At 63.8% G+C, this 17,781-nt stretch carries 17 protein-coding genes and 1 tRNA gene; 8 read left to right on the top strand and 10 right to left on the bottom strand.

Annotated elements, in window-relative coordinates; genetic code table 11:
• The first annotated feature begins 288 nt into the window (after window positions 1-288).
• Both AC07SZ_RS19995 and AC07SZ_RS20000 read left to right on the top strand, forming a co-directional pair.
• Complete coding sequence (locus AC07SZ_RS19995) at window positions 289-936, top strand: helix-turn-helix domain-containing protein (protein ID WP_056578439.1); 648 nt, start codon at window positions 289-291, stop codon at window positions 934-936.
• A gap of 105 nt (window positions 937-1,041) precedes the next feature.
• Window positions 1,042-1,563 (top strand): GNAT family N-acetyltransferase, encoded by a 522-nt coding sequence (locus tag AC07SZ_RS20000; protein ID WP_056578442.1) that lies wholly within the window; start codon window positions 1,042-1,044, stop codon window positions 1,561-1,563.
• Here the strand turns inward: AC07SZ_RS20000 and AC07SZ_RS20005 are convergent.
• The 3 genes from AC07SZ_RS20005 to AC07SZ_RS20015 all read right to left on the bottom strand — a co-directional run bounded on the left by AC07SZ_RS20005 (window position 1,552) and on the right by AC07SZ_RS20015 (window position 5,702).
• Window positions 1,552-2,769 (bottom strand): acetate/propionate family kinase, encoded by a 1,218-nt coding sequence (locus AC07SZ_RS20005; RefSeq protein ID WP_494915563.1) that lies wholly within the window; start codon window positions 2,767-2,769, stop codon window positions 1,552-1,554. The two genes, AC07SZ_RS20000 and AC07SZ_RS20005, sit on opposite strands and share 12 nt — an antisense overlap.
• 51 nt (window positions 2,770-2,820) lie before the next feature.
• On the bottom strand, window positions 2,821-5,244 hold the full coding sequence (locus AC07SZ_RS20010) for a phosphoketolase family protein (protein WP_494915564.1): 2,424 nt from the start codon (window positions 5,242-5,244) through the stop codon (window positions 2,821-2,823).
• A 382-nt stretch (window positions 5,245-5,626) separates the two neighbouring features.
• A tRNA-Ile gene (locus AC07SZ_RS20015) sits at window positions 5,627-5,702 on the bottom strand.
• Between the two features lie 134 nt (window positions 5,703-5,836).
• Between AC07SZ_RS20015 and AC07SZ_RS20020 the strand changes: the two genes are divergently transcribed.
• Complete coding sequence (locus tag AC07SZ_RS20020; RefSeq protein ID WP_056578449.1) at window positions 5,837-6,547, top strand: SIMPL domain-containing protein; 711 nt, start codon at window positions 5,837-5,839, stop codon at window positions 6,545-6,547.
• A 125-nt stretch (window positions 6,548-6,672) separates the two neighbouring features.
• On the opposite strand, the gene AC07SZ_RS20025 is transcribed toward AC07SZ_RS20020, so the two are convergent.
• On the bottom strand, window positions 6,673-7,029 hold the full coding sequence (locus AC07SZ_RS20025) for a hypothetical protein (protein WP_081295150.1): 357 nt from the start codon (window positions 7,027-7,029) through the stop codon (window positions 6,673-6,675).
• A gap of 189 nt (window positions 7,030-7,218) precedes the next feature.
• The gene (locus AC07SZ_RS20030) at window positions 7,219-7,665 is read right to left on the bottom strand and encodes a YcgN family cysteine cluster protein (RefSeq protein ID WP_494915565.1); all 447 of its coding nucleotides are present in this window, start codon (window positions 7,663-7,665) and stop codon (window positions 7,219-7,221) included.
• A 198-nt stretch (window positions 7,666-7,863) separates the two neighbouring features.
• On the opposite strand from AC07SZ_RS20030, the gene AC07SZ_RS20035 reads away from it, so the two are divergent.
• Together AC07SZ_RS20035 and AC07SZ_RS20040 are read left to right on the top strand one after the other, a co-directional pair.
• Entirely contained in the window at window positions 7,864-10,083 is a 2,220-nt protein-coding gene (locus AC07SZ_RS20035; RefSeq protein WP_494915566.1) for an OmpA family protein, read from the top strand.
• Window positions 10,084-10,403: 320 nt separating this feature from the next.
• Window positions 10,404-10,922 (top strand): TIGR00645 family protein, encoded by a 519-nt coding sequence (locus tag AC07SZ_RS20040; protein ID WP_056578459.1) that lies wholly within the window; start codon window positions 10,404-10,406, stop codon window positions 10,920-10,922.
• A gap of 81 nt (window positions 10,923-11,003) precedes the next feature.
• On the opposite strand, the gene AC07SZ_RS20045 is transcribed toward AC07SZ_RS20040, so the two are convergent.
• The 3 genes from AC07SZ_RS20045 to AC07SZ_RS20055 all read right to left on the bottom strand — a co-directional run bounded on the left by AC07SZ_RS20045 (window position 11,004) and on the right by AC07SZ_RS20055 (window position 13,485).
• Complete coding sequence (locus AC07SZ_RS20045) at window positions 11,004-11,870, bottom strand: SDR family oxidoreductase (RefSeq protein WP_056578462.1); 867 nt, start codon at window positions 11,868-11,870, stop codon at window positions 11,004-11,006.
• A 101-nt stretch (window positions 11,871-11,971) separates the two neighbouring features.
• Window positions 11,972-12,604, bottom strand: coding sequence for a helix-turn-helix transcriptional regulator (locus AC07SZ_RS20050; RefSeq protein ID WP_494915568.1), 633 nt, complete (start codon window positions 12,602-12,604; stop codon window positions 11,972-11,974).
• Between the two features lie 8 nt (window positions 12,605-12,612).
• Window positions 12,613-13,485, bottom strand: a complete 873-nt coding sequence (locus AC07SZ_RS20055) for a S1C family serine protease (RefSeq protein ID WP_494915570.1) — start codon at window positions 13,483-13,485, stop codon at window positions 12,613-12,615.
• A 227-nt stretch (window positions 13,486-13,712) separates the two neighbouring features.
• Here AC07SZ_RS20055 and AC07SZ_RS20060 point away from each other — a divergent pair, with 227 nt between their 5' ends.
• On the top strand, window positions 13,713-14,663 hold the full coding sequence (locus tag AC07SZ_RS20060; RefSeq protein WP_172372527.1) for a S1C family serine protease: 951 nt from the start codon (window positions 13,713-13,715) through the stop codon (window positions 14,661-14,663).
• Window positions 14,664-14,922: 259 nt separating this feature from the next.
• Here the strand turns inward: AC07SZ_RS20060 and AC07SZ_RS20065 are convergent, their stop codons facing one another.
• A complete protein-coding gene (locus AC07SZ_RS20065; RefSeq protein WP_056578474.1) occupies window positions 14,923-15,348 on the bottom strand; it encodes a VOC family protein in 426 nt (141 codons plus the stop codon).
• A 66-nt stretch (window positions 15,349-15,414) separates the two neighbouring features.
• Here AC07SZ_RS20065 and AC07SZ_RS20070 point away from each other — a divergent pair, with 66 nt between their 5' ends.
• Window positions 15,415-16,041 (top strand): TetR/AcrR family transcriptional regulator, encoded by a 627-nt coding sequence (locus tag AC07SZ_RS20070; RefSeq protein ID WP_172372525.1) that lies wholly within the window; start codon window positions 15,415-15,417, stop codon window positions 16,039-16,041.
• Here AC07SZ_RS20070 and AC07SZ_RS20075 read toward each other — a convergent pair.
• Window positions 15,974-16,933, bottom strand: a complete 960-nt coding sequence (locus tag AC07SZ_RS20075; protein WP_494915571.1) for a LysR family transcriptional regulator — start codon at window positions 16,931-16,933, stop codon at window positions 15,974-15,976. The genes AC07SZ_RS20070 and AC07SZ_RS20075 overlap by 68 nt on opposite strands.
• 105 nt (window positions 16,934-17,038) lie before the next feature.
• Here AC07SZ_RS20075 and AC07SZ_RS20080 point away from each other — a divergent pair, with 105 nt between their 5' ends.
• Window positions 17,039-17,671 carry an FMN-dependent NADH-azoreductase gene (locus AC07SZ_RS20080; protein WP_172372521.1) on the top strand — a complete coding sequence of 211 codons (633 nt, stop codon included), beginning with the start codon at window positions 17,039-17,041 and terminating at the stop codon, window positions 17,669-17,671.
• Window positions 17,672-17,781 lie beyond the last annotated feature (110 nt).

The following is a 17,781-nucleotide window of genomic DNA, read 5'->3' on the forward strand; positions in this document are numbered from 1 at the left end:
CAGGCATTGGTGCGGCGACCCAGATAGAGCCACGATGCCCGACGTCAAAAACATTCCGACCATGAATTGCGGAAGATACATCGCTGCCCACCGGCCTTTTCGGCGCAACGAAACGACCCCCGTTGCTATTGCCAAATCAAAGGAGGACTTAAGCGACCGGCGCGCCTGGCCACTTTATGTGGATCAACAATCCGCGCGGCTAGGTAGTTTCCCGTAGGGATATAACCGAATTTCGCGCCCCGCGGATTCGCGCGATTGCTGTGTCACGGAACAACCGGGAAAACAGCCATGCACGCTTACACCGTCTCCAGAATTTCACTGCAGTCGCATTCTGTTCAACCAAGCCTGCCGGACGCATTCGACCCGGCGCCGCTGCAGCCGGTGAGCTTTTTCCCCGCCGGCGCGGAAATCTATGCCCAGGGCGGGAAGGCCAGTGCTTTCTATCAGGTCGAGTTCGGCGCCGTGCGCATCTACCGCCTGCTTGCCGACGGTCGCCGGCAGATCAGCGCCTTTCACCTCGCCGGCGAGACTTTCGGCTTCGAAGCCGACTCGACGCATCATTTCTTCGCCGAGGCGATCAACGCCACCGGCGTCCGCGTCTTCCGCCTGGCTGCCGGGGCGGACATGTCCCGGCAGTTGCTGCCGTTGGCGCTCAAGGGTCTGACGCGCGCACAGGAGCACCTCCTGGTCCTTGGAAGACAGAACGCCATCGAACGTGTCGCCGCCTTCCTGGTCGACATGGCGGAGCGGCAGGGCGGATTGCGGCAGGTCGAGCTGCCAATGTCGCGCATGGACATCGGCGACTATCTCGGCCTGACCATCGAGACCGTGTCGCGGGTCTTCACCCGGCTGAAGGACAAGGGCGTCATCCGCCTTCTCAACCTGCGCAGCATCGAAATCGTCAAGCACGACGCGCTCCATTGCATGAGCGAATGACCAGACATCGTCGAACGGTGGCACGGAGATATCCAAAGGAAGCCATATCCACTCGGTTCCGCGGCATCTGGCCATTCAGAACAACCCAGGATTAGAGTTCAAACCATGTCCACGAACAGCGCAATTACCACACGTACTGGATTTCGTTTCGAAGTCCGCCTTGCTCGGCCCGAGGACGAGCCAACCCTGGCGGAGTTCTTCACCCATGTGACTCCGGAAGACCTGCGCTTCCGCTTCCTCGGCGGCATGAAGGAAGTTTCGCATGAACGGCTGGTGGCGATGACGCGTTCAGACGACGCGCATATCCATAATTTTCTGGCCTTCTCGACCGACGGGATGCTGATCGCCGTTGCGACGCTGGCAAGCGATCGAGCCGACCGAACCGGTGAGGTCGCGATCTGCATCCGCGCGGATCGCAAGCATCTGGGCGTTGGCTGGGAGTTACTCGCCTATATTGCGAAATATGCCGAAGACCTCGGCCTCGAAGCCATCGAGTCGATCGAGAGCCGTGAGAACCGCGCCGCGATCGAGGTCGAGCGCGACATGGGTTTCACCGTCACGACCGATCCCGACGATGCGACGCTGGTCCTGGTTAGGCGGGAGCTGGGGGCGCGATCAGCCGCTTAGCTGCCTTGGCCCCTTCCGAGCCGCGGTGGGCGTGGCAGATCGAAAGACGAGCATCTCCGCGGCCACGGCGCTTTCTTCATCCGCTGGAATGACAAGGACGTCGACGCGGGAAGTCGCGTTGCTGACCACTTCCTCGCCCTCTCGGTTTCGCTTCTCGTCGAGACCGACTCCAAGCCAGGCTGCGGCAAGGCAAATCCTTTCGCGGACCAACGGCGCGTTTTCGCCAATGCCGGCCGTCAGCACCAGCGTGTCCAGTCCTCCCATCGCAGCGGCCAGCGATCCTATCTCGCGTCCGATCCGATAAAGGAAGAGATCGACGGCCTCGGCGGCGGCGGAATCGTCCGAGTCGATCAGCGTCCGCATATCACCCGATATTCCAGACACTCCGAGCAGGCCTGATTGCTCGTAGAGAAGCGTGGCCAGTTCGTCCTGAGACAACCTCCGCTCCTGCAGCAAGTGAAGGATGACCCCTGGGTCGAGCGCGCCGCAACGTGTGCTCATCACCAGGCCGTCCAGGGTCGAAAATCCCATCGTCGTGGCGATGCTTCGTCCGGCGTCCATGGCGCACAGGCTGGCGCCGCTACCGAGATGGGCGACGATCGCCCGACCGCCGGCGCGCGCGCCGTAGCGGTCACGCAGCTTCGCAGCGATGTGGCTGTAGGACAGCCCATGAAAGCCGTAGGAAACGATGCCCGCGTCAGTCAGGGCGCGCGGCAGCCCGTAGATTTTGGCAAGCTCCGGCCTGGTCGAATGAAACGCTGTGTCAAAGCACCCGATCTGGAGGGCCCGCGGCAAGAGCTCAGCAGCCAGCGCGACAATGTCGAGATTGATCCGCTGGTGGATGGGCGCCAGCGGCTCGAGCAAGCGCAGTGCCTTGATCGTGCGTTCGTCGAGCAGCGTCGCTTCGGTGAAATCACGACCGCCATGAACGATCCTGTGCCCTACCCTGTCGATGCGGCGCGGGAGATCGTTGTCGACGAGCACGGATGCAACCGCCGCGAACGCCGTGCTCATATCGATCGGTGCTTCGCCCAAGCTCTTGTCGATCTTGGACCTGCCGGCCGCGGCATCGACACGCAGCCGCGGTTGTTGACCGATAGAGGAGACATTGCCGCGCAGCAGCAGCGGGAGCTCGTCGCGTCGCTCGAAGACGGCGAACTTGAGGCTCGAAGACCCGCCGTTCAGGACAAGGATCGCATCGGTCATGAAGCCATCCGATATGTTGCCGTTCCCATGCGCTTGCGGACGGGCGTCCGCTCAATCCGGACGCTTCGGCCCCGCATCGGCATCCTGTTCCCACTTCCAGTCAAGGATTTCCGGCATATCCTGCCCATGGGCGCGAATATAGGCGCGGTGTTCAAGCAGTTTGCTGTCCATGGCCTGCTTGATGCCGACCCGCACGCTCTTCAGTCGTGGAACCCAATCGACGACGCTTTGGACGATATGAAAGCGGTCGAGACCGTTCAGTACGATCATGTCGAAGGGCGTGGTTGTCGTGCCCTCCTCATTGTAGCCGCGCACATGGATGTTGTCGTGGTTGGTGCGTCGATAGGTCAGGCGATGGATCGTCCAGGGATAGCCATGATAGGCAAAGATGACCGGCTTGTCGGCTGTGAACAGCGCATCGAACTCGCGATCCGACAGCCCGTGCGGATGATATTCCTTTGGCTGAAGAGTCATCAGATCGACGATATTGACCACCCTGATCCTGAGATCGGGAACCAGTTGCCTGAGGATCTGCACTGCCGCCAGCGTTTCGAGGGTCGGGACATCGCCCGCACAAGCCATCACGACGTCGGGCTCAGCCCCATCGTCCGTTGACGCCCAGTCCCAGATGCCGATTCCTGCCCGGCAGTGAACGATTGCCTTGTCCATCGACAGCCACTGCCAGGATGGCGGCTTGCCGGCGACGATGACGTTGATGCGGTTCCAGGTCTGCAGCACATGCTCGGTCACGCACAGCAAGGTGTTGGCGTCCGGGGGCAGGTAGACCCGCACGATGTCGGCCTTCTTGTTGAGGGCGACGTCGATGAATCCCGGATCCTGATGGCTGAAGCCATTGTGCTCCTGATGCCAGACATGGCTGGACAACAGATAGTTCAGCGATGCGATCGGCCGCCGCCAAGGGACGGCGCGGCAGGCATCGAGCCATTTCGCATGCTGGTTGAACATGGAATCGACGATGTGGATGAACGCCTCGTAGCAGGAAAAGAGACCGTGGCGCCCGGTGAGCAGGTAGCCTTCGAGCCAACCCTGGCAGGTGTGCTCGGAGAGGATTTCGAGAACCCTGCCCTCGCGCCCGAGGTGAACGTCTTCGGGCAGAATCTTTTCCATCCAGCCGCGCTCGGTCACTTCGAACACGTCCTGAAGACGGTTCGAGGCAGTCTCATCCGGGCCCACGATCCGGAAGTTCTTCATGGCCTCGTTCAACTGCATGACATCGCGCAGGAAACTGCCCATGACCCGCGTGGACTCGGCCTTGACGGCGCCGGGGCGCTCAAGCGCAATGGCGTGATCTTGCAACCCGGGCAGTTCGAGAGACCTGCGCAGCAGGCCGCCATTGGCGTGCGGGTTTGCACTCATTCGTTTCGTCGCCTGGGGTGCCGTGGCGCGGATCGAGGCGACAGGAGCGCCGGCGGTGTCGAACAATTCTTCCGGTCGATAGCTTTTCAGCCATTCCTCAAGCATCTTCAGATGCGCTGGGTTTTCCGCGAGGCCTGACAAGGGAACCTGGTGCGAGCGCCAGAAGCCCTCGGTCTTCAGCCCGTCGACCTCTTTCGGACCGGTCCAGCCCTTGGGGCTGCGCAACACGATCATCGGCCACTTTGGTCGTAACGCCGTCGCGGCGGAGCCGTTGCGCGCGGCATGCTGGATAGCCTTGATCCGATCGAACGCATCCTCGAGCACGCTCGCCATCCGCTGATGCATCAGCGCCGGATCGTGCCCTTCCACGAACAGCGGTTCGTAGCCGTAGCCTATAAACAGCGCGCGCAATTCGTCTTCGGGAATTCGGGCAAGGATGGTTGGATTGGCGATCTTGTAGCCGTTCAGATGCAAGATCGGCAGGACCGCCCCGTCGCGCGCCGGGTTGAGGAATTTGTTGGAATGCCAGGCGGCGGAAAGCGGCCCAGTTTCAGCCTCGCCGTCACCAACGACGCAGGCGACCACAAGGTCGGGATTGTCGAAGGCGGCGCCATAGGCGTGCGAAAGCGAATAGCCCAACTCGCCGCCCTCATGGATAGAACCGGGCACATCGGGTGCTGCATGGCTCGGGATGCCGCCGGGGAACGAGAACTGTCGGAACAGTTTGCGCATCCCTTGCTCGTCCATCGCAATGTCGGGATTGGATTCGCTGTAAGTCCCCTCCAGGTAGGTGTTTGCCACCATCGCCGGACCGCCGTGTCCGGGACCGCAGATGTAGATGACATTCGTGTCCCTGAGGCGGATGACACGGTTGAGATGCGCGTAGATGAAACTCAATCCCGGCGATGTTCCCCAATGGCCGAGCAATCGCGGCTTGACGTGCTCCAGCCGCAAGGGTTCGCGCAGCAACGGATTGTCGAGCAGGTAGATCTGGCCGATCGTCAGATAGTTGGCAGCACGCCAATAGGCGTCGATGTCATGCAATTCCTGCTCGGAAAGCTGGCTGGATTGGACGACTGGAGAGGTGTGTTGGGTCATGTCTGGCTCCATTGCCTCTTGGTGCATCTCACCGTACCGCGACATGGGCCCGTGCCATCGACCTGCAGTGAATGAGCACAAACGCTTCCCGCGCTCTTTGGTTCAGGGCAATCGGCCGCACACACTGAAGGACTTGCGATAGATGTTGTTCGCGACATCTGTAGTAGCGCCGGAACGGGCACGCTTTGATCCACCGCAAACCGGATGACCAGCGGCCGGCTTAGCTCCTGGACGACATCTGACGGAGCCCAATCAAGGTTAGGGTGTGTCCAGGTGTTCCGCTCGTGCGGAGGGCTGCGCGCGCACCGCCCGCAACGCGTACCGGAGGGCATTCAGAATGCCGACGGAAGCGGGCAATTTTCAACAACAAAATCAATGGTTATGGTGGGCCCGGAGGGACTCGAACCCCCAACCAAGCGGTTATGAGCCGCCGGCTCTAACCATTGAGCTACAGGCCCCACGCCGGCTGGATTAATGTTTTTCGCATCGCAGCACAAGGCTTTCGCGACGGGCTTTCGCTGATCGCCCAAATCAACCCATAATCGCGCTCTAGGCGACGCTTGCGACCTGATCGCATACCACGGAGATTTTCATGACCAGACATCTTTTGCCCCTCGCGCTCGCCGCTGCAATCGCTTTTCCGGCGATGGCTGGAGCCGCCGATTCGCCGACGCCCGCCCGCATCATCGTGTCGGGCGAAGGCGAAGCGACCACGCCTCCCGACCTGGCGTTGCTCTCGCTCAGCGTCATGCGCGAGGCCAAGACGGCGCGCGCGGCGCTCGATGCCAACAACGACGCCATGGCCGCGGTTATCGCGGCGATGAAGGCGGCCGGCATCAAGGATCGCGACCTGCAGACCGCCGGCATCCAGATCAATCCGCGCTACAACTTCACCAACAAGCCCGACGGCAGCCAGGAGGCAGAGCTCGTCGCCTACCAGGTCACCAACACGCTGGCGGTACGGGTGCGCGACATCGACAAGACGGGCGAGATCCTCGACAAGGCGGTGTCTCTCGGTGTCAACCAGGGTGGCGGCATCTCCTTCACCAACGACAATCCTGATGCCACCATCACCGAAGCCCGCAAGAAGGCGGTTGCCAACGCCATCGCCAAGGCCAAGACGCTGGCCGAGGCCGCCGGCGTCAGCATCGGCCGGGTGCTGGAAATCTCCGACCAGAACATCGCTCCCGCGCCGATGGCCATCAACGCCAAGGCATTCGACGCGGCCCGGTCGGCGGTGCCGACCCAGGCCGGCGAAAACGCCTACAATGTCCAGGTGACCGTCACCTTCGAGCTGAAATAACAGCCGGCTGAAGCAACGGTCTGCAGCCGATACGATGCAAGGAAAAAACCCCGCGGGATCGCTCCCGCGGGGTTTTTTCGAGCCGCGCCCGTCCGATCGGACAGGGGCTCTGCCATCAAGAGGCCTCAGCGGTTGATGATCGGGCAGCCGCGCTCATTGGCGAAGACGATGACGACGCGATCGCCATACTGGCGGCCCATCACCTTCACCACGCGGCGGTTGGCGTCGACGATGCGGGCACGGCGCAGCCCCATGCGCTCGGCCTTGTCGAGGGCGCGGTCGGGCGAGCAGCCACGGCGCCAGTCGTCGCGGCGCTCGTCGCGGCGGTGGCGATAGCCGTCATCACCGGCATAGACGCCGAAACGCGGATCCTGGTTGTTGCCGAAGCCGAGATAGAGGCTGTCGGCATGGGCGGGAATGGCGGCCAGCGTGCCGAGGCCGACCAGCGCCGAAAGGGCTGCCGTCTTGATCTTGGTGTACATGGTTCTCTCTCCTTGTTGCGGGCTTGCGCCCGTCCTCGTGAAACCGATGGCGGGACAATGCACTGGCCTGTCTGAACTATTTACGAACTCGCCGTTCATCTGCGGTTCATGTGGCGGTAAGGAAACCTCCGCCGATCTTCGAACCCCCAATACCCCGCCCAGATTCCTGGCGCCTGGCGGACACCAGCCTCAAGGCTCGTCGTCGAGTATATAGTCAAAATAATCTTCGGGCTCGGCCAGTTCGGTCTCGCTCGCCTTGACCCGGCCGCGCATCGAGATACCGGCCTCGTGCACGGTCTCGGCACTGCCCGACACCAGCCGGTGCCACCAATAGAGGTCGCGGCCCTCGGCCACCAGCCGATAGGCGCAGGTGCTGGGCAGCCAGCTGATGGTGCGTACATTCTGCGGCGTCAGGCCGACGCAATCGGGAACGCGCGCCAGCCGGTTGGCATAGTCGGCGCAGCGGCAGCTCTGCGCATCGAACAGCCGGCAGCCGACACTTGTCCAGTAGATCTCGCCCGTATCCTCGTCCTCGAGCTTCGACAGGCAGCATTTGCCGCAGCCGTCGCACAGCGATTCCCACTCGGCCGGGCTCATCGCTTCCAGCGTCTTTGTTTTCCAGAATGGCGTTTCCATCTCGCGGATGTGGCCCCGCCCGCCGTCGAGGTCAAGCGCGGTAGGGACTGGAATCGGACCTTAGGCTGGCCTAATGACATGAAGTTGCCTTCAAAAGGCCGGCCAATCGCCCTGTACGGCATCTATCCCCACCAAACTGGAACCAATCGGTCCAAGATCGGTTTCGGCAAGGATGGGACCCCACAAGGAGAGCTTTCGATGAAACGCCAACCACGGATTCTGGCAGGTACCGCACTTGGCCTGCTGATGGCATCCGCGCCGTTGGGCGCGTTCCCGCTTCAGGGAAATGCCGCGTTCGACACCATGCAACGCGGTGGAACGCCGCTGATTCTGGCCCAGGACGCACCCGCCGACGAGGGACAACAGAGCGACCAGGAGCAGCGGCGCAAGAAGAAGCGCGACCAGCAGCAGACCGAGCAGGCCCCCGCCGAGAAGGCGGCACCGGCAGCCGAGCAGGCCGCTCCAGCCGCTGAGGAACAGCAGCCGCGCAGGAAGAAGCGCGATCAGCAGCAACAGACCGAGCAGGCGCCAGCCGAGCAGGCCGCTCCAGCCGCCGAGGAACAGCAGCCGCGCAGGAAGAAGCGCGACCAGCAGCAGCAGACCGAACAGGCTCCCGCCGAACAGACAGCCCCTGCCGCTGAAGAACAGCAGCCGCGCAGGAAGAAGCGCGATCAGCAGCAGACCGAGCAGGCTCCCGCCGAACAGACAGCCCCTGCCGCCCAAGAGCAGCAGCCGCGCAAGAAGAAGCGCGACCAGCAGCAACAGACCGAGCAGGCGCCGGCCGAACAGACAGCCCCTGCCGCCCAAGAACAGCAGCCGCGCAAGAAGAAGCGCGACCAGCAGCAACAGACCGAGCAGGCGCCGGCCGAACAGGCTCCCGCTGGGCAGACAGAACCCGCCAACGACAACCAGCAGACCAAGCCCGGCAGGAAACACAAGCCGGACCAGCAGAAAGAGGCTCCCGCCGCCCCGGCGGTGACGCCGGAAGCCGCTCCGACGCCGAAGCAAGCTCCCGCCGGCGAAGCGACGACGCCCAAGGCTGAAACGGCTCCGGCCGGCGAACAGCCGGCGACCCAGGGTGAGCAGCCCCAGGACAAGACGAAGAAGCACGGCAAGAAGCCGACGGGCGAACAGCCCGCGAATGGCGAGCAGCCGGTCACGGGCGCGCAGCCAGCCACCGGCGAACAGCCGGCCAATGGCGGCAAGGCCGCGCCTGTCCAGGGCGAAAATCCCGTCCAGGGCGAAGCGCCCGCCGACAAGAACGCTGCCCCCCTCCTCGACAGCCAGAAGGACGCCGAACGCAAGGGCGGCGGCCGCAGGCAGGGCGACAAGAACGGTCAGCAGAGTGGCGAGCAGCAGAATGGCGGCCAGAACGCCCAGCAAGGCGGCGATCAGGGGCAGAAGCCCGCGGTCGCTCCCGTCGACCAGGGTCCGCCTCCAACCGACGACAAGGCAGCCCAGCAGGAGATCAAGCCCGAAAAGTTTGTCCCGGTGACGGAAGAGAAGGGCAAGCGCCGCGACCGTGCGCCCGATGAGAACATCCGCGACCGCCGCCGTCCCCAGGGCGTTGACGTGCTCAAGGAGATCGGCGACCGCGTCATCATCCAGCTCGGCGGCCAGACGATCGTCCAGAGCAATGAAGGTCGGCGCATGAACCGCGGCGCCAGGGACGTCTACTACGAGGACCTGCCGCAGGGCCGTACACGCGAGACGGTCGAGCGCGACAACGGCATCCGGATCGTCACCATCCGCAACCGCTACGGCGATGTCATCCAGCGCTCACGCATCACGCCTGACGGGCGCGAATATGTGCTGAGCTATGTCGACGAGCGGGACTACCAGGGCGACTGGCGCGATCCAGGCGATGACCTGCCGCCGATGCGGCTGACCATCCCTCGCCGTGACTACATCCTCGATTCCGAGGACGTCCAAAGCCCTGACGACTACTACACCTTCCTCGAACAGCCGCCGGTGGAAAGGGTCCAGCGCCTCTATTCGATCGACGAGGTCAAGCGTTCGGCCCGTGTGCGCGACATTGCGCGCCGCGTCGACCTCGACACGCTGAACTTCGAATTCGGCTCGTCCTCGATCTCCGACACCGAGGTGCAGAAGCTCGAGGGCGTCGCCAACGCCATGGAGAAGCTGTTGAAGAAGAACCCGGCCGAGACCTTCCTGATCGAAGGCCACACCGACGCCGTCGGCACGCCGGAGGCAAACCTTGCTCTGTCCGACCGCCGCGCCGAAGCGGTTGCCGAAGCGCTGACCAATGCCTTCGGCATCCCACCGGAGAACCTGACGACGCAGGGCTATGGCGAGGAGTATCTGAAGGTAAACACCTCGGCGCCCAACCGTGAAAACCGGCGTGTCGCCATCCGCCGCATCACGTCGCTGGTGGCACCCGTTGCCAGCAACAATTAGATCATGATTTCAAAATCATGACCTGATTTGCGGACTCAACGCTGGAAGCACCCATCCCCGGCTCGGCCGGGGATGGGAAAGCTTCGGATCCGGAGCCTCGGCTCAAGAAGATTTGTCCCGGCATCAAAGCCGGCTCATTGAATCGCGAGCCTGCTCACCCCAGATTCAGGACTGGGCGTTCCCTGCCCCGTCCCGACTCCAGCGGGACGCATTGAGCCCCGCCGGCCCTCTCCGGCGGGGTTTTTTGCTGTCTTGCAAAAAGCGTTCGCGTGGTCGAAATACCGCCTGATCACCGATCAGAGAACAACTGGAACCACTCTATGAAGCGTCTCGAACTCGCCATCGAATCCATCATTCTCGCCTCGCGCTGGCTTCTTGTCGCCTTCTATATCGGTCTTGGCCTGGCATTGGCCGTCTATGCGTTGTCGTTCGCCAAGAAGCTCTACGAGTTCATCACCATGGTGTTCCTGCTCGGCGACACCGACACAATCCTGAAGATGCTCGGCCTGATCGATGCCGCCCTCGTTGCCTCGCTGGTGGTGATGGTCATCATCTCAGGCTACGAGAACTTCGTCAGCCGCTTCGACGACCCGGATGGCAGCGGCGTGCATTGGCTGGGCACGATCGATGTCGGATCGCTCAAGGTCAAAGTCGCCTCGACCATCGTTGCCATCTCCTCCATCCACCTCTTGCAGGTCTTCCTCAACTCGTCGTCCTATTCGACCGACCAGCTGATGTGGCTGACCATCATTCACCTCACCTTCGTCGTCTCGGCGCTGATGCTGGCCTATATCGACCGGCTGATGGGCCTGAGCAAAGGCAAGAAGGACGAGGCGTGAGGCTCCCTTGTGCCCGTCACTGTACGGGGACAAGGTGCCGGCAGGCGGATGAGAGGCAGCGCCGGCAGGGCGTGGTTTCCATCAGTAAATGCTTCTGACCTTCGTCTCCGAATTCGCAAACACCTCGTCCGGCACGAAAAAGTCGCCGGCCAGCGGCCCGGCCGCGTCGGGCGCATAGACCGAAAAGTCGCTGACGCCCTCGGCGCGCAGCACCTCTTCGTCGATGTAGAAATTGCCTGATGCCTCGCGCGAGGGCCGCATGAAGATGGCGTGCGCGGCGTCGGCCATGATGTCGGGCGACCGGCTCATTGCCGCCACCGTGGCGCCCCCCAGCAGATTGCGCACCGCCGCCGTGTCGATGGTCGAGATCGGCCACAGCGAATTGACCGCGATACCGTCCTTGGCGAATTCGGCGCTCATGCCCAGCGTGCACATCGACATGCCGAACTTGGCCATGGTGTAGGCGACATGGTTCTTGAACCACTTGGCCTTCATGTCGAGCGGCGGTGCCAGATTCAGGATGTGAGGATTGTTGGCCAACTTCAGGTGCGGAATGCACATTTTGGACACAAGGAAGGTGCCGCGCGTGTTGATCTGGTGCATGAGATCATAGCGCTTCATGTCGGTCTCCAGCGTGCCGGTGAGCTGGATGGCGCTGGCGTTGTTGACGCAGATGTCGATGCCGCCGAATCTCTCAACGGTCTTTGAAACCGCCTCGGCGACCTGTGCCTCCTCGCGGATGTCGCACAACACGGGCAGCGCCTTGCCGCCGGCCCGCTCGATCTCTTCGGCGGCGGTGTAGATCGTGCCAGGCAGCTTCGGATGCGGCTCTGCGGTCTTGGCCGCGATCGTCACATTGGCGCCGTCGCGCGCCGCGCGCAGCGCGATCGCCAGCCCGATGCCCCGCGATCCGCCGGAGATGAACAGCGTCTTTCCCTTGAGCGACATTCCTTGCGCCTCCCTTGCAACATGGCAGGCGCGAACCTTTGCGCGGCGGGCGACCACGGCGCAAGACCCGAGATGCCTGCATGTGGGTTACGCAGCGGAGGCTAGACCAGCACCAGCCCCTGCCGCATCGCGATCGCGATGGCATCGGTGCGGTTGGCGGCCCCCAGCTTGATCAGGATCGCGGCGACGTGGAACTTCGCCGTGTGCACCGAAATGTTGAGCCGCCGCGCGATCACCTTGTTGGGCGCGCCTTCGGCGAGCAGCGCCAGCACTTCCGCCTCGCGCGGCGACAGCGCCGGGCGAACGGCATGGTCATCGGCCGGTTCATGCTCGAATGGCGCACCCTCGCCCGTATTGAAATCCTCATCGCGTCCGTGGCCGCCATCGCTGGTGACGCGATAGCCGGCCGCCGCCAGCCGCGCCGCCGCGGCGATCAGCAGATCGTCGGCGCCCGAGGGCATGACGGCGAACACGTCGCCGCCGGGGCGCTCGCCGCCCGCACGCCCCAGCAGCACCCGTGGAACCGAGGCCGGCACGGCATCTCCGCTCCTGTCGTCGATGATGGCGACGTCGGCCCTGCCGCCGCCTGCCACCACCGGCAGCAGGTCGTCGCTGGCGGCAAGCGTCGCAGCCAGGCGCTCGGCGCGCGCGGCATCGGCAAGCGCAACCAGCACCACAAGCCGCCGCGAAGCGGCACCGTCACTCATGATCCGGTCGCTCGAGAGCGCTTCCATCAATCCTCTCAGCTCAGCGGCTTTTCGCCGATGGTCAATGTCACATCGCGCTGTTCGCCGCCACGGACCACGCCAAGCGTCACGGAAGCGCCGGCGCTGTCAGGGCCGAGCCTGCGGATCAGGTCGCGCGGGCCGTGCACGGCCTCGCCGTTCCAGGCCACGATGATATCGCCCAGCGACAGGCCAGCGGCCTTGGCCGGGCCATTGTCGTCGAGGCTCATCACCATCGCGCCCTTCGCGTCACGGTCGCGCACCGGATGCAGGCCCGCGCCGAGATAGCCACGGGCGACATGCCCCTTCTCGCGCAGCGTCGCGACCGCTCGCTCGATCGTCTCATAGGGCATGACCAACGCCCGGCCGCGCGGCCCGAACAACAGCATGCCGATCAGCCCGCCCTTGGCGTCGAGGACCGGACCGCCCTCGAAACGGCCGCCGGCGCCGACGGCCAGATTGATGCGCCGGTCGATCGTGCCGCCGCGCATCGAACGCCAGGCCGGGCCGACTTCGCCGACCGAGCCCGACACCGCAAGCGCCGAGCCCTGGCTGTTGCCGATGGCAATGGCGACATTGCCGGGCCGAACAGCGCCGGCCTTGGCCAGCGGCGCGGCATTCACGGCAGTTGCCGGCTTCAGCAGGGCAACGCCCGTCGAAGGATCGCGCCCGGTGAGCTCGGCCTTCACCGTCTCGCCCGAAGCCAGCGTCAGCTCGATCTCCTCGCCGGCCTCGACCGCCTCCTCGGCGGTGACGAAATAGCCGTCGCTCCAGTGGAAGGCGCTTGCCGTGCGGTGATGATGGGTAGTGAAGCTCGCGGTCGCCGGCGCCGCTTGTGCCGCAAGGTCGGCAACGGCTTGCGAAAACGCATTCAGATTGAAGTCACTCATGATGGTCTCCTGGGGTTCGTCATGTCCCAGATATCGCCCGACGGCGCCCCTGGAGGTACTCGCCTGACGGCTAGTTGGCGGTTTGACTGGCCATCTGGTCAGGTCGCGGCGGTTCCAGCCGCTCCGCACATATAGTGCGTGTTGCCCAAAAGTGCTCAGCCGTTTTGGGAACCACCGTACGCACAAGAGAAAAGGCATCGTCATGCCTGAAAACACGGAGCCCGCCCATGGCCCTCGCCGCCGCCAAACTCCAATCCGACGACACGCTGCTCGACGCCTATTCCATGACGGTCGCCGATGCTGTCGACCGCATCGGCCCAGCCGTCTGCCGCATCGAACGCATTGGTGGCCAGGGCGGTCATGGGTCCGGCTTCGTGATCGCGCCGGATGGGCTGGTCGTCACCAACTTCCACGTCGTGGGTGACGCGAAAACAGTGCGCGTGTCGATGCCGGACGGCGCGTCCAGCCAGGGCCGCGTGCTCGGCCGCGATCCCGACACCGATATCGCCCTGGTGCGCGCCGACGGCAGCTTTGCCGATGTCGCGCCGCTGGGCGATTCCAAGCGGCTCAGGCGCGGCCAGATAGCCATTGCCATCGGCAATCCGCTCGGCTTCGAATGGACGGTCACCTCGGGCGTGGTCTCCGCACTTGGCCGCTCGATGCGCGCCTCGACCGGCCGGCTGATCGACGACGTCATCCAGACCGATGCGGCACTCAATCCTGGCAATTCCGGCGGGCCGCTCGTGTCGTCGGCGGGCGAAGTCATCGGAGTCAACACCGCCATGATCCACGGCGCGCAAGGCATCGCCTTCGCGGTCGCCTCCAACACGGCCAATTTCGTCATCTCGGAGATCATCCGCTTCGGCCGCGTGCGCCGCGCCTTCATCGGCATCTCGGCCGACACCACCAATCTGCCGCGCCGCGCCGCCCTTCTGTCGCAGGTGTCGACCAGCACGGCAGTGCGGCTGCGCAGCGTCGAGAAGAATGGCCCGGCGGACAGTGCCGGCCTCAAGGAGGGCGACATCATCGCGGCAATAGATGGGCGCCCGGTCACAGGCGTCGACGACCTCGTGCGCATGCTCGACGCCGAGCGCATCGGCCGCGAGACGCTGTGCACGGTGGTGCGTCGCACCGGCGTCAGCCAGGTGGCGGTGACGCCGGTGGCACGGGCTGGGTGATCGCCTATCGCTGCTGGAAAACTCGCGTCAGCGCCGCCCCTCATCCGCCTGCCGGCACCTTCTCCCCGTATAGTGACGGGATAAGGTGGCTGGACGCAACCTCGGCGCTTTTCTTGCAAGGTTGATGGCTGGCGAAATCACCGATGAGGGCGTCTTTCTCCCCGTCACTATACGGGGAGAAATGCCCGGCAGGGCAATGAGGGGCGGCGCGGACTTCAGCGATAAATAAATCTGGCCACAGCCCTCCGGGAACAGTCGCTCACATCCCCGCAGCGCCCTCGGCGTACTGCGCCAGAAATTCCTCGCTGGGCGGGATCGGTTTGATGACATCGATCAGAACGCCATTGGGATCCCTGGTGATGAAATGGCGCTGGCCGAAGGGTTCGTCGCGCAGTGTTCGAAGAACCGGCAGGCCGGCGGCCAGGACCTGCTCGTAGACCGCATCGGGATCGCGGACCTCGAAGTTGATCAGCAGGCCCGAGGTGCGCCCCCGCCCCTCTTCCGGGATGGTTTCGTGGTCGCCCTGGACAATGCCCAGATTGACGCGCTTGTTCTCGATGGATTGCAGATGCACGTACCAGTCGCTTTCAAACAGCGGCTGGAAGCCGAAATGCTTGACGTAGAAGGCCGCCGTGCCGGCGACGTCGCCGGTCATCAGCACCGGGTAATAGCTGGTGGTCTTCATCTTTCCTTCTCCCTGGACATAACATACAGTCTGTATGTAAATTGAATTAACATACAGGCTGCATGTATGCAACAGGACCACGGACGCCGTTCCAACCGCGACCGCACCGAGGCAACGCGCGCCGATTTGATCGCGGCGGCGCGAAAGCTGTTCACCGAGAAATCCTATGCCGAGACCGGCACGCCGGAGATCGTCGTCGCGGCCGGCGTGACGCGCGGCGCGCTCTACCACCACTTCGCCGACAAGCAGGCGCTGTTTGCCGCCGTGGTCGAGCAGGAGGCGCAGGCGGTGGCGCAGGAGATCGACCGCGCTTCGCCACCCTCGCTCGAAGCCCGCGATGCGCTGATCGCCGGATCCGACGCCTATCTCGCCGCCATGCGCGTGCCCGGCCGCACGCGGCTGTTGCTGCTCGACGGCCCGGCCGTGCTCGGCCGCGCCGCCATGGATGCGGTCGACAACCGCCACGGCAACCGCTCGCTGCGCGAAGGCCTGGTCGCGGCGATGCGGGCCAACATGATGACGAGATTGCCGGTGGATGCACTGACCGCGCTGCTTGCCTCCGCCTTCGACCGCGCCGCACTCGCCATCGAGGCCGGCGGGTCAGTCGAGGATTATCGCGCCGTGCTCATGGCGCTGATTGACGGATTGTCTCCATCTCCTCGCCAGGCACTCCGCCCGGCTCGAACTCGTTGAAGCAGCCGAGCTCCCGCTTGAACTCCTCGATCAGCCAGGTGGCGGCCGGCTTCGGGCTGCGATCGGCGCGGTGCATGGCAAACAGCGACGAATTCACTTCCTTGTAGGGTTCCAGATCGAGTTCAACGAGGCGACCGGCGGCCAGGTCGTCGGCGATCAGCCAACGCGGCAGCCCGCCCCAGCCGAGCCCCTCGCGCATCAGCATATGTTTGGTGCGCACGTCCGTCAGCCGCCATGTCCGGTAGGCAAAGACGCCATAGTCGCGCCCCTTGGTGCGCTCGGACTGGTCAGTGACGACAAGCTGGATATGCTCGCGCACATCCTCGATCGCCACGGGCTTCGGCAACTGTGCCAGCGGGTGGCTGGGTGCGGCGGCCGGAACCAGTGTCATGAAGCCAATGCGAATGAGATGCACGTCGACCTCGCCGAGAAGGCCGCCAATGCCAAGATCGGCCTGTCCGCTGACGACATGATCTGGAATCACGCCGAGCGTGCCTATATGCAGGCGCAGCATCACGGTAGGAAACTGCGCCTCGAATGCCTTCAGCACCCGCACCAGCACCGGTGCGGGCAACGAGACATCGACCGACAGCGCGACTTCCGCCTCCAGCCCATGATGGTGGCCGTCGACCCGAGAACGCATGAGCTGCAGCACGCCGATCATGCGCCTTGCATCCTCCAGCATTGCCCGGCCGATCTCGGTCAGCTGCGGCTCGCGGGTGCCCTCGCGTTCGAAAAGCTTCAGCCCAAGCTGCGCCTCGAGATTGGCGATGCCGTAGCTGATGACCGATTGGGCGCGGTTGAGCTTGCGGCCGGCGGCCGAGAAGCTCCCGGTATCGGCAACGGCGACAAGGATCTGAAGCTGATCGAGGGTCGGGTTGGGTTGCGCCATTGTACCTACTTTGTGGATGGATTGTATAGAAAATATACCAGTTTATCTGATGGGTTGATAGCCCCATATGCAGCGGGACAATTCATTCCAATGGAGAAACCCGCTATGTCCATTCTTCTTGTAACCTCGAGCCCGCGCGGCGCTGCCTCGCACTCAACGCGCATCGCCACTGAATTCGCCGAGAAACTCCTCGCCGCCGACCCGTCGAACACGCTTGTCGTGCGCGACCTCGTCGCCAACCCCCTGCCGCATATCGATGCCGACTATTCAACCGGCATCTACACGCCTGCCGAAGCGCGCACGCCGCGCCAGGCTGAAGTCGTCGGCGTCTCAGACGTCGTGCTCGACGAGCTGTTCGCCGCCGACACCGTGATCCTGGCCACCGGCTTCATCAACTTCAACATCTCCTCGACGCTCAAGTCCTGGGTCGATCACATCGCCCGTTCCGGCAGGAGCTTTGCCTATGGCGAGAACGGCCCCAAGGGCCTCGTCACCGGCAAGAAGGTCTATATCGTGCTGGCTTCGGGCGGCATCTATTCGGAAGGTGCTGCCGTGCAGTTCGATCACGCGGTTCCCTATCTGCGCGGCGTGCTCGGCTTCCTCGGCATGACCGATGTCGACGTCATCCGCATCGAAGGCGTCGGCATGGGCCCTGACGCGGTGACATCAGCGCTCGCCAAGGCGACCGCCAAGGTCGACGCCGTGGTGGCCAGCCAGCAGGTCGCCGTCGCCGCGTAAACATGCGCGCTCACCCCACCTGAATTGAAAACGGCAGGCGCGTCAGCGCCTGCCGTTTTCGTGGCAAGCGGCGCGACAAGTTGCGCATGGAAAATGGATGTATTGCGTTG

Source organism: Mesorhizobium sp. GW821-FHT07A06 (assembly GCF_059419085.1).

Excerpts from the sequence above, each read along its gene's own strand:
- AC07SZ_RS20080 (WP_172372521.1), top strand. The coding sequence starts at position 17,039 with ATGTCCATTCTTCTTGTAACCTCGAGCCCGCGCGGCGCTGCCTCGCAC.
- AC07SZ_RS20010 (WP_494915564.1), bottom strand. The coding sequence starts at position 5,244 with ATGACCCAACACACCTCTCCAGTCGTCCAATCCAGCCAGCTTTCCGAG.
- AC07SZ_RS20005 (WP_494915563.1), bottom strand. The coding sequence starts at position 2,769 with ATGACCGATGCGATCCTTGTCCTGAACGGCGGGTCTTCGAGCCTCAAG.
- AC07SZ_RS20030 (WP_494915565.1), bottom strand. The coding sequence starts at position 7,665 with ATGGAAACGCCATTCTGGAAAACAAAGACGCTGGAAGCGATGAGCCCG.
- AC07SZ_RS20000 (WP_056578442.1), top strand. The coding sequence starts at position 1,042 with ATGTCCACGAACAGCGCAATTACCACACGTACTGGATTTCGTTTCGAA.
- AC07SZ_RS20060 (WP_172372527.1), top strand. The coding sequence starts at position 13,713 with ATGGCCCTCGCCGCCGCCAAACTCCAATCCGACGACACGCTGCTCGAC.
- AC07SZ_RS20040 (WP_056578459.1), top strand. The coding sequence starts at position 10,404 with ATGAAGCGTCTCGAACTCGCCATCGAATCCATCATTCTCGCCTCGCGC.
- AC07SZ_RS20065 (WP_056578474.1), bottom strand. The coding sequence starts at position 15,348 with ATGAAGACCACCAGCTATTACCCGGTGCTGATGACCGGCGACGTCGCC.
- AC07SZ_RS20020 (WP_056578449.1), top strand. The coding sequence starts at position 5,837 with ATGACCAGACATCTTTTGCCCCTCGCGCTCGCCGCTGCAATCGCTTTT.
- AC07SZ_RS20070 (WP_172372525.1), top strand. The coding sequence starts at position 15,415 with ATGCAACAGGACCACGGACGCCGTTCCAACCGCGACCGCACCGAGGCA.
- AC07SZ_RS20025 (WP_081295150.1), bottom strand. The coding sequence starts at position 7,029 with ATGTACACCAAGATCAAGACGGCAGCCCTTTCGGCGCTGGTCGGCCTC.
- AC07SZ_RS20055 (WP_494915570.1), bottom strand. The coding sequence starts at position 13,485 with ATGAGTGACTTCAATCTGAATGCGTTTTCGCAAGCCGTTGCCGACCTT.
- AC07SZ_RS19995 (WP_056578439.1), top strand. The coding sequence starts at position 289 with ATGCACGCTTACACCGTCTCCAGAATTTCACTGCAGTCGCATTCTGTT.
- AC07SZ_RS20035 (WP_494915566.1), top strand. The coding sequence starts at position 7,864 with ATGAAACGCCAACCACGGATTCTGGCAGGTACCGCACTTGGCCTGCTG.
- AC07SZ_RS20045 (WP_056578462.1), bottom strand. The coding sequence starts at position 11,870 with ATGTCGCTCAAGGGAAAGACGCTGTTCATCTCCGGCGGATCGCGGGGC.
- AC07SZ_RS20050 (WP_494915568.1), bottom strand. The coding sequence starts at position 12,604 with ATGGAAGCGCTCTCGAGCGACCGGATCATGAGTGACGGTGCCGCTTCG.
- AC07SZ_RS20075 (WP_494915571.1), bottom strand. The coding sequence starts at position 16,933 with ATGGCGCAACCCAACCCGACCCTCGATCAGCTTCAGATCCTTGTCGCC.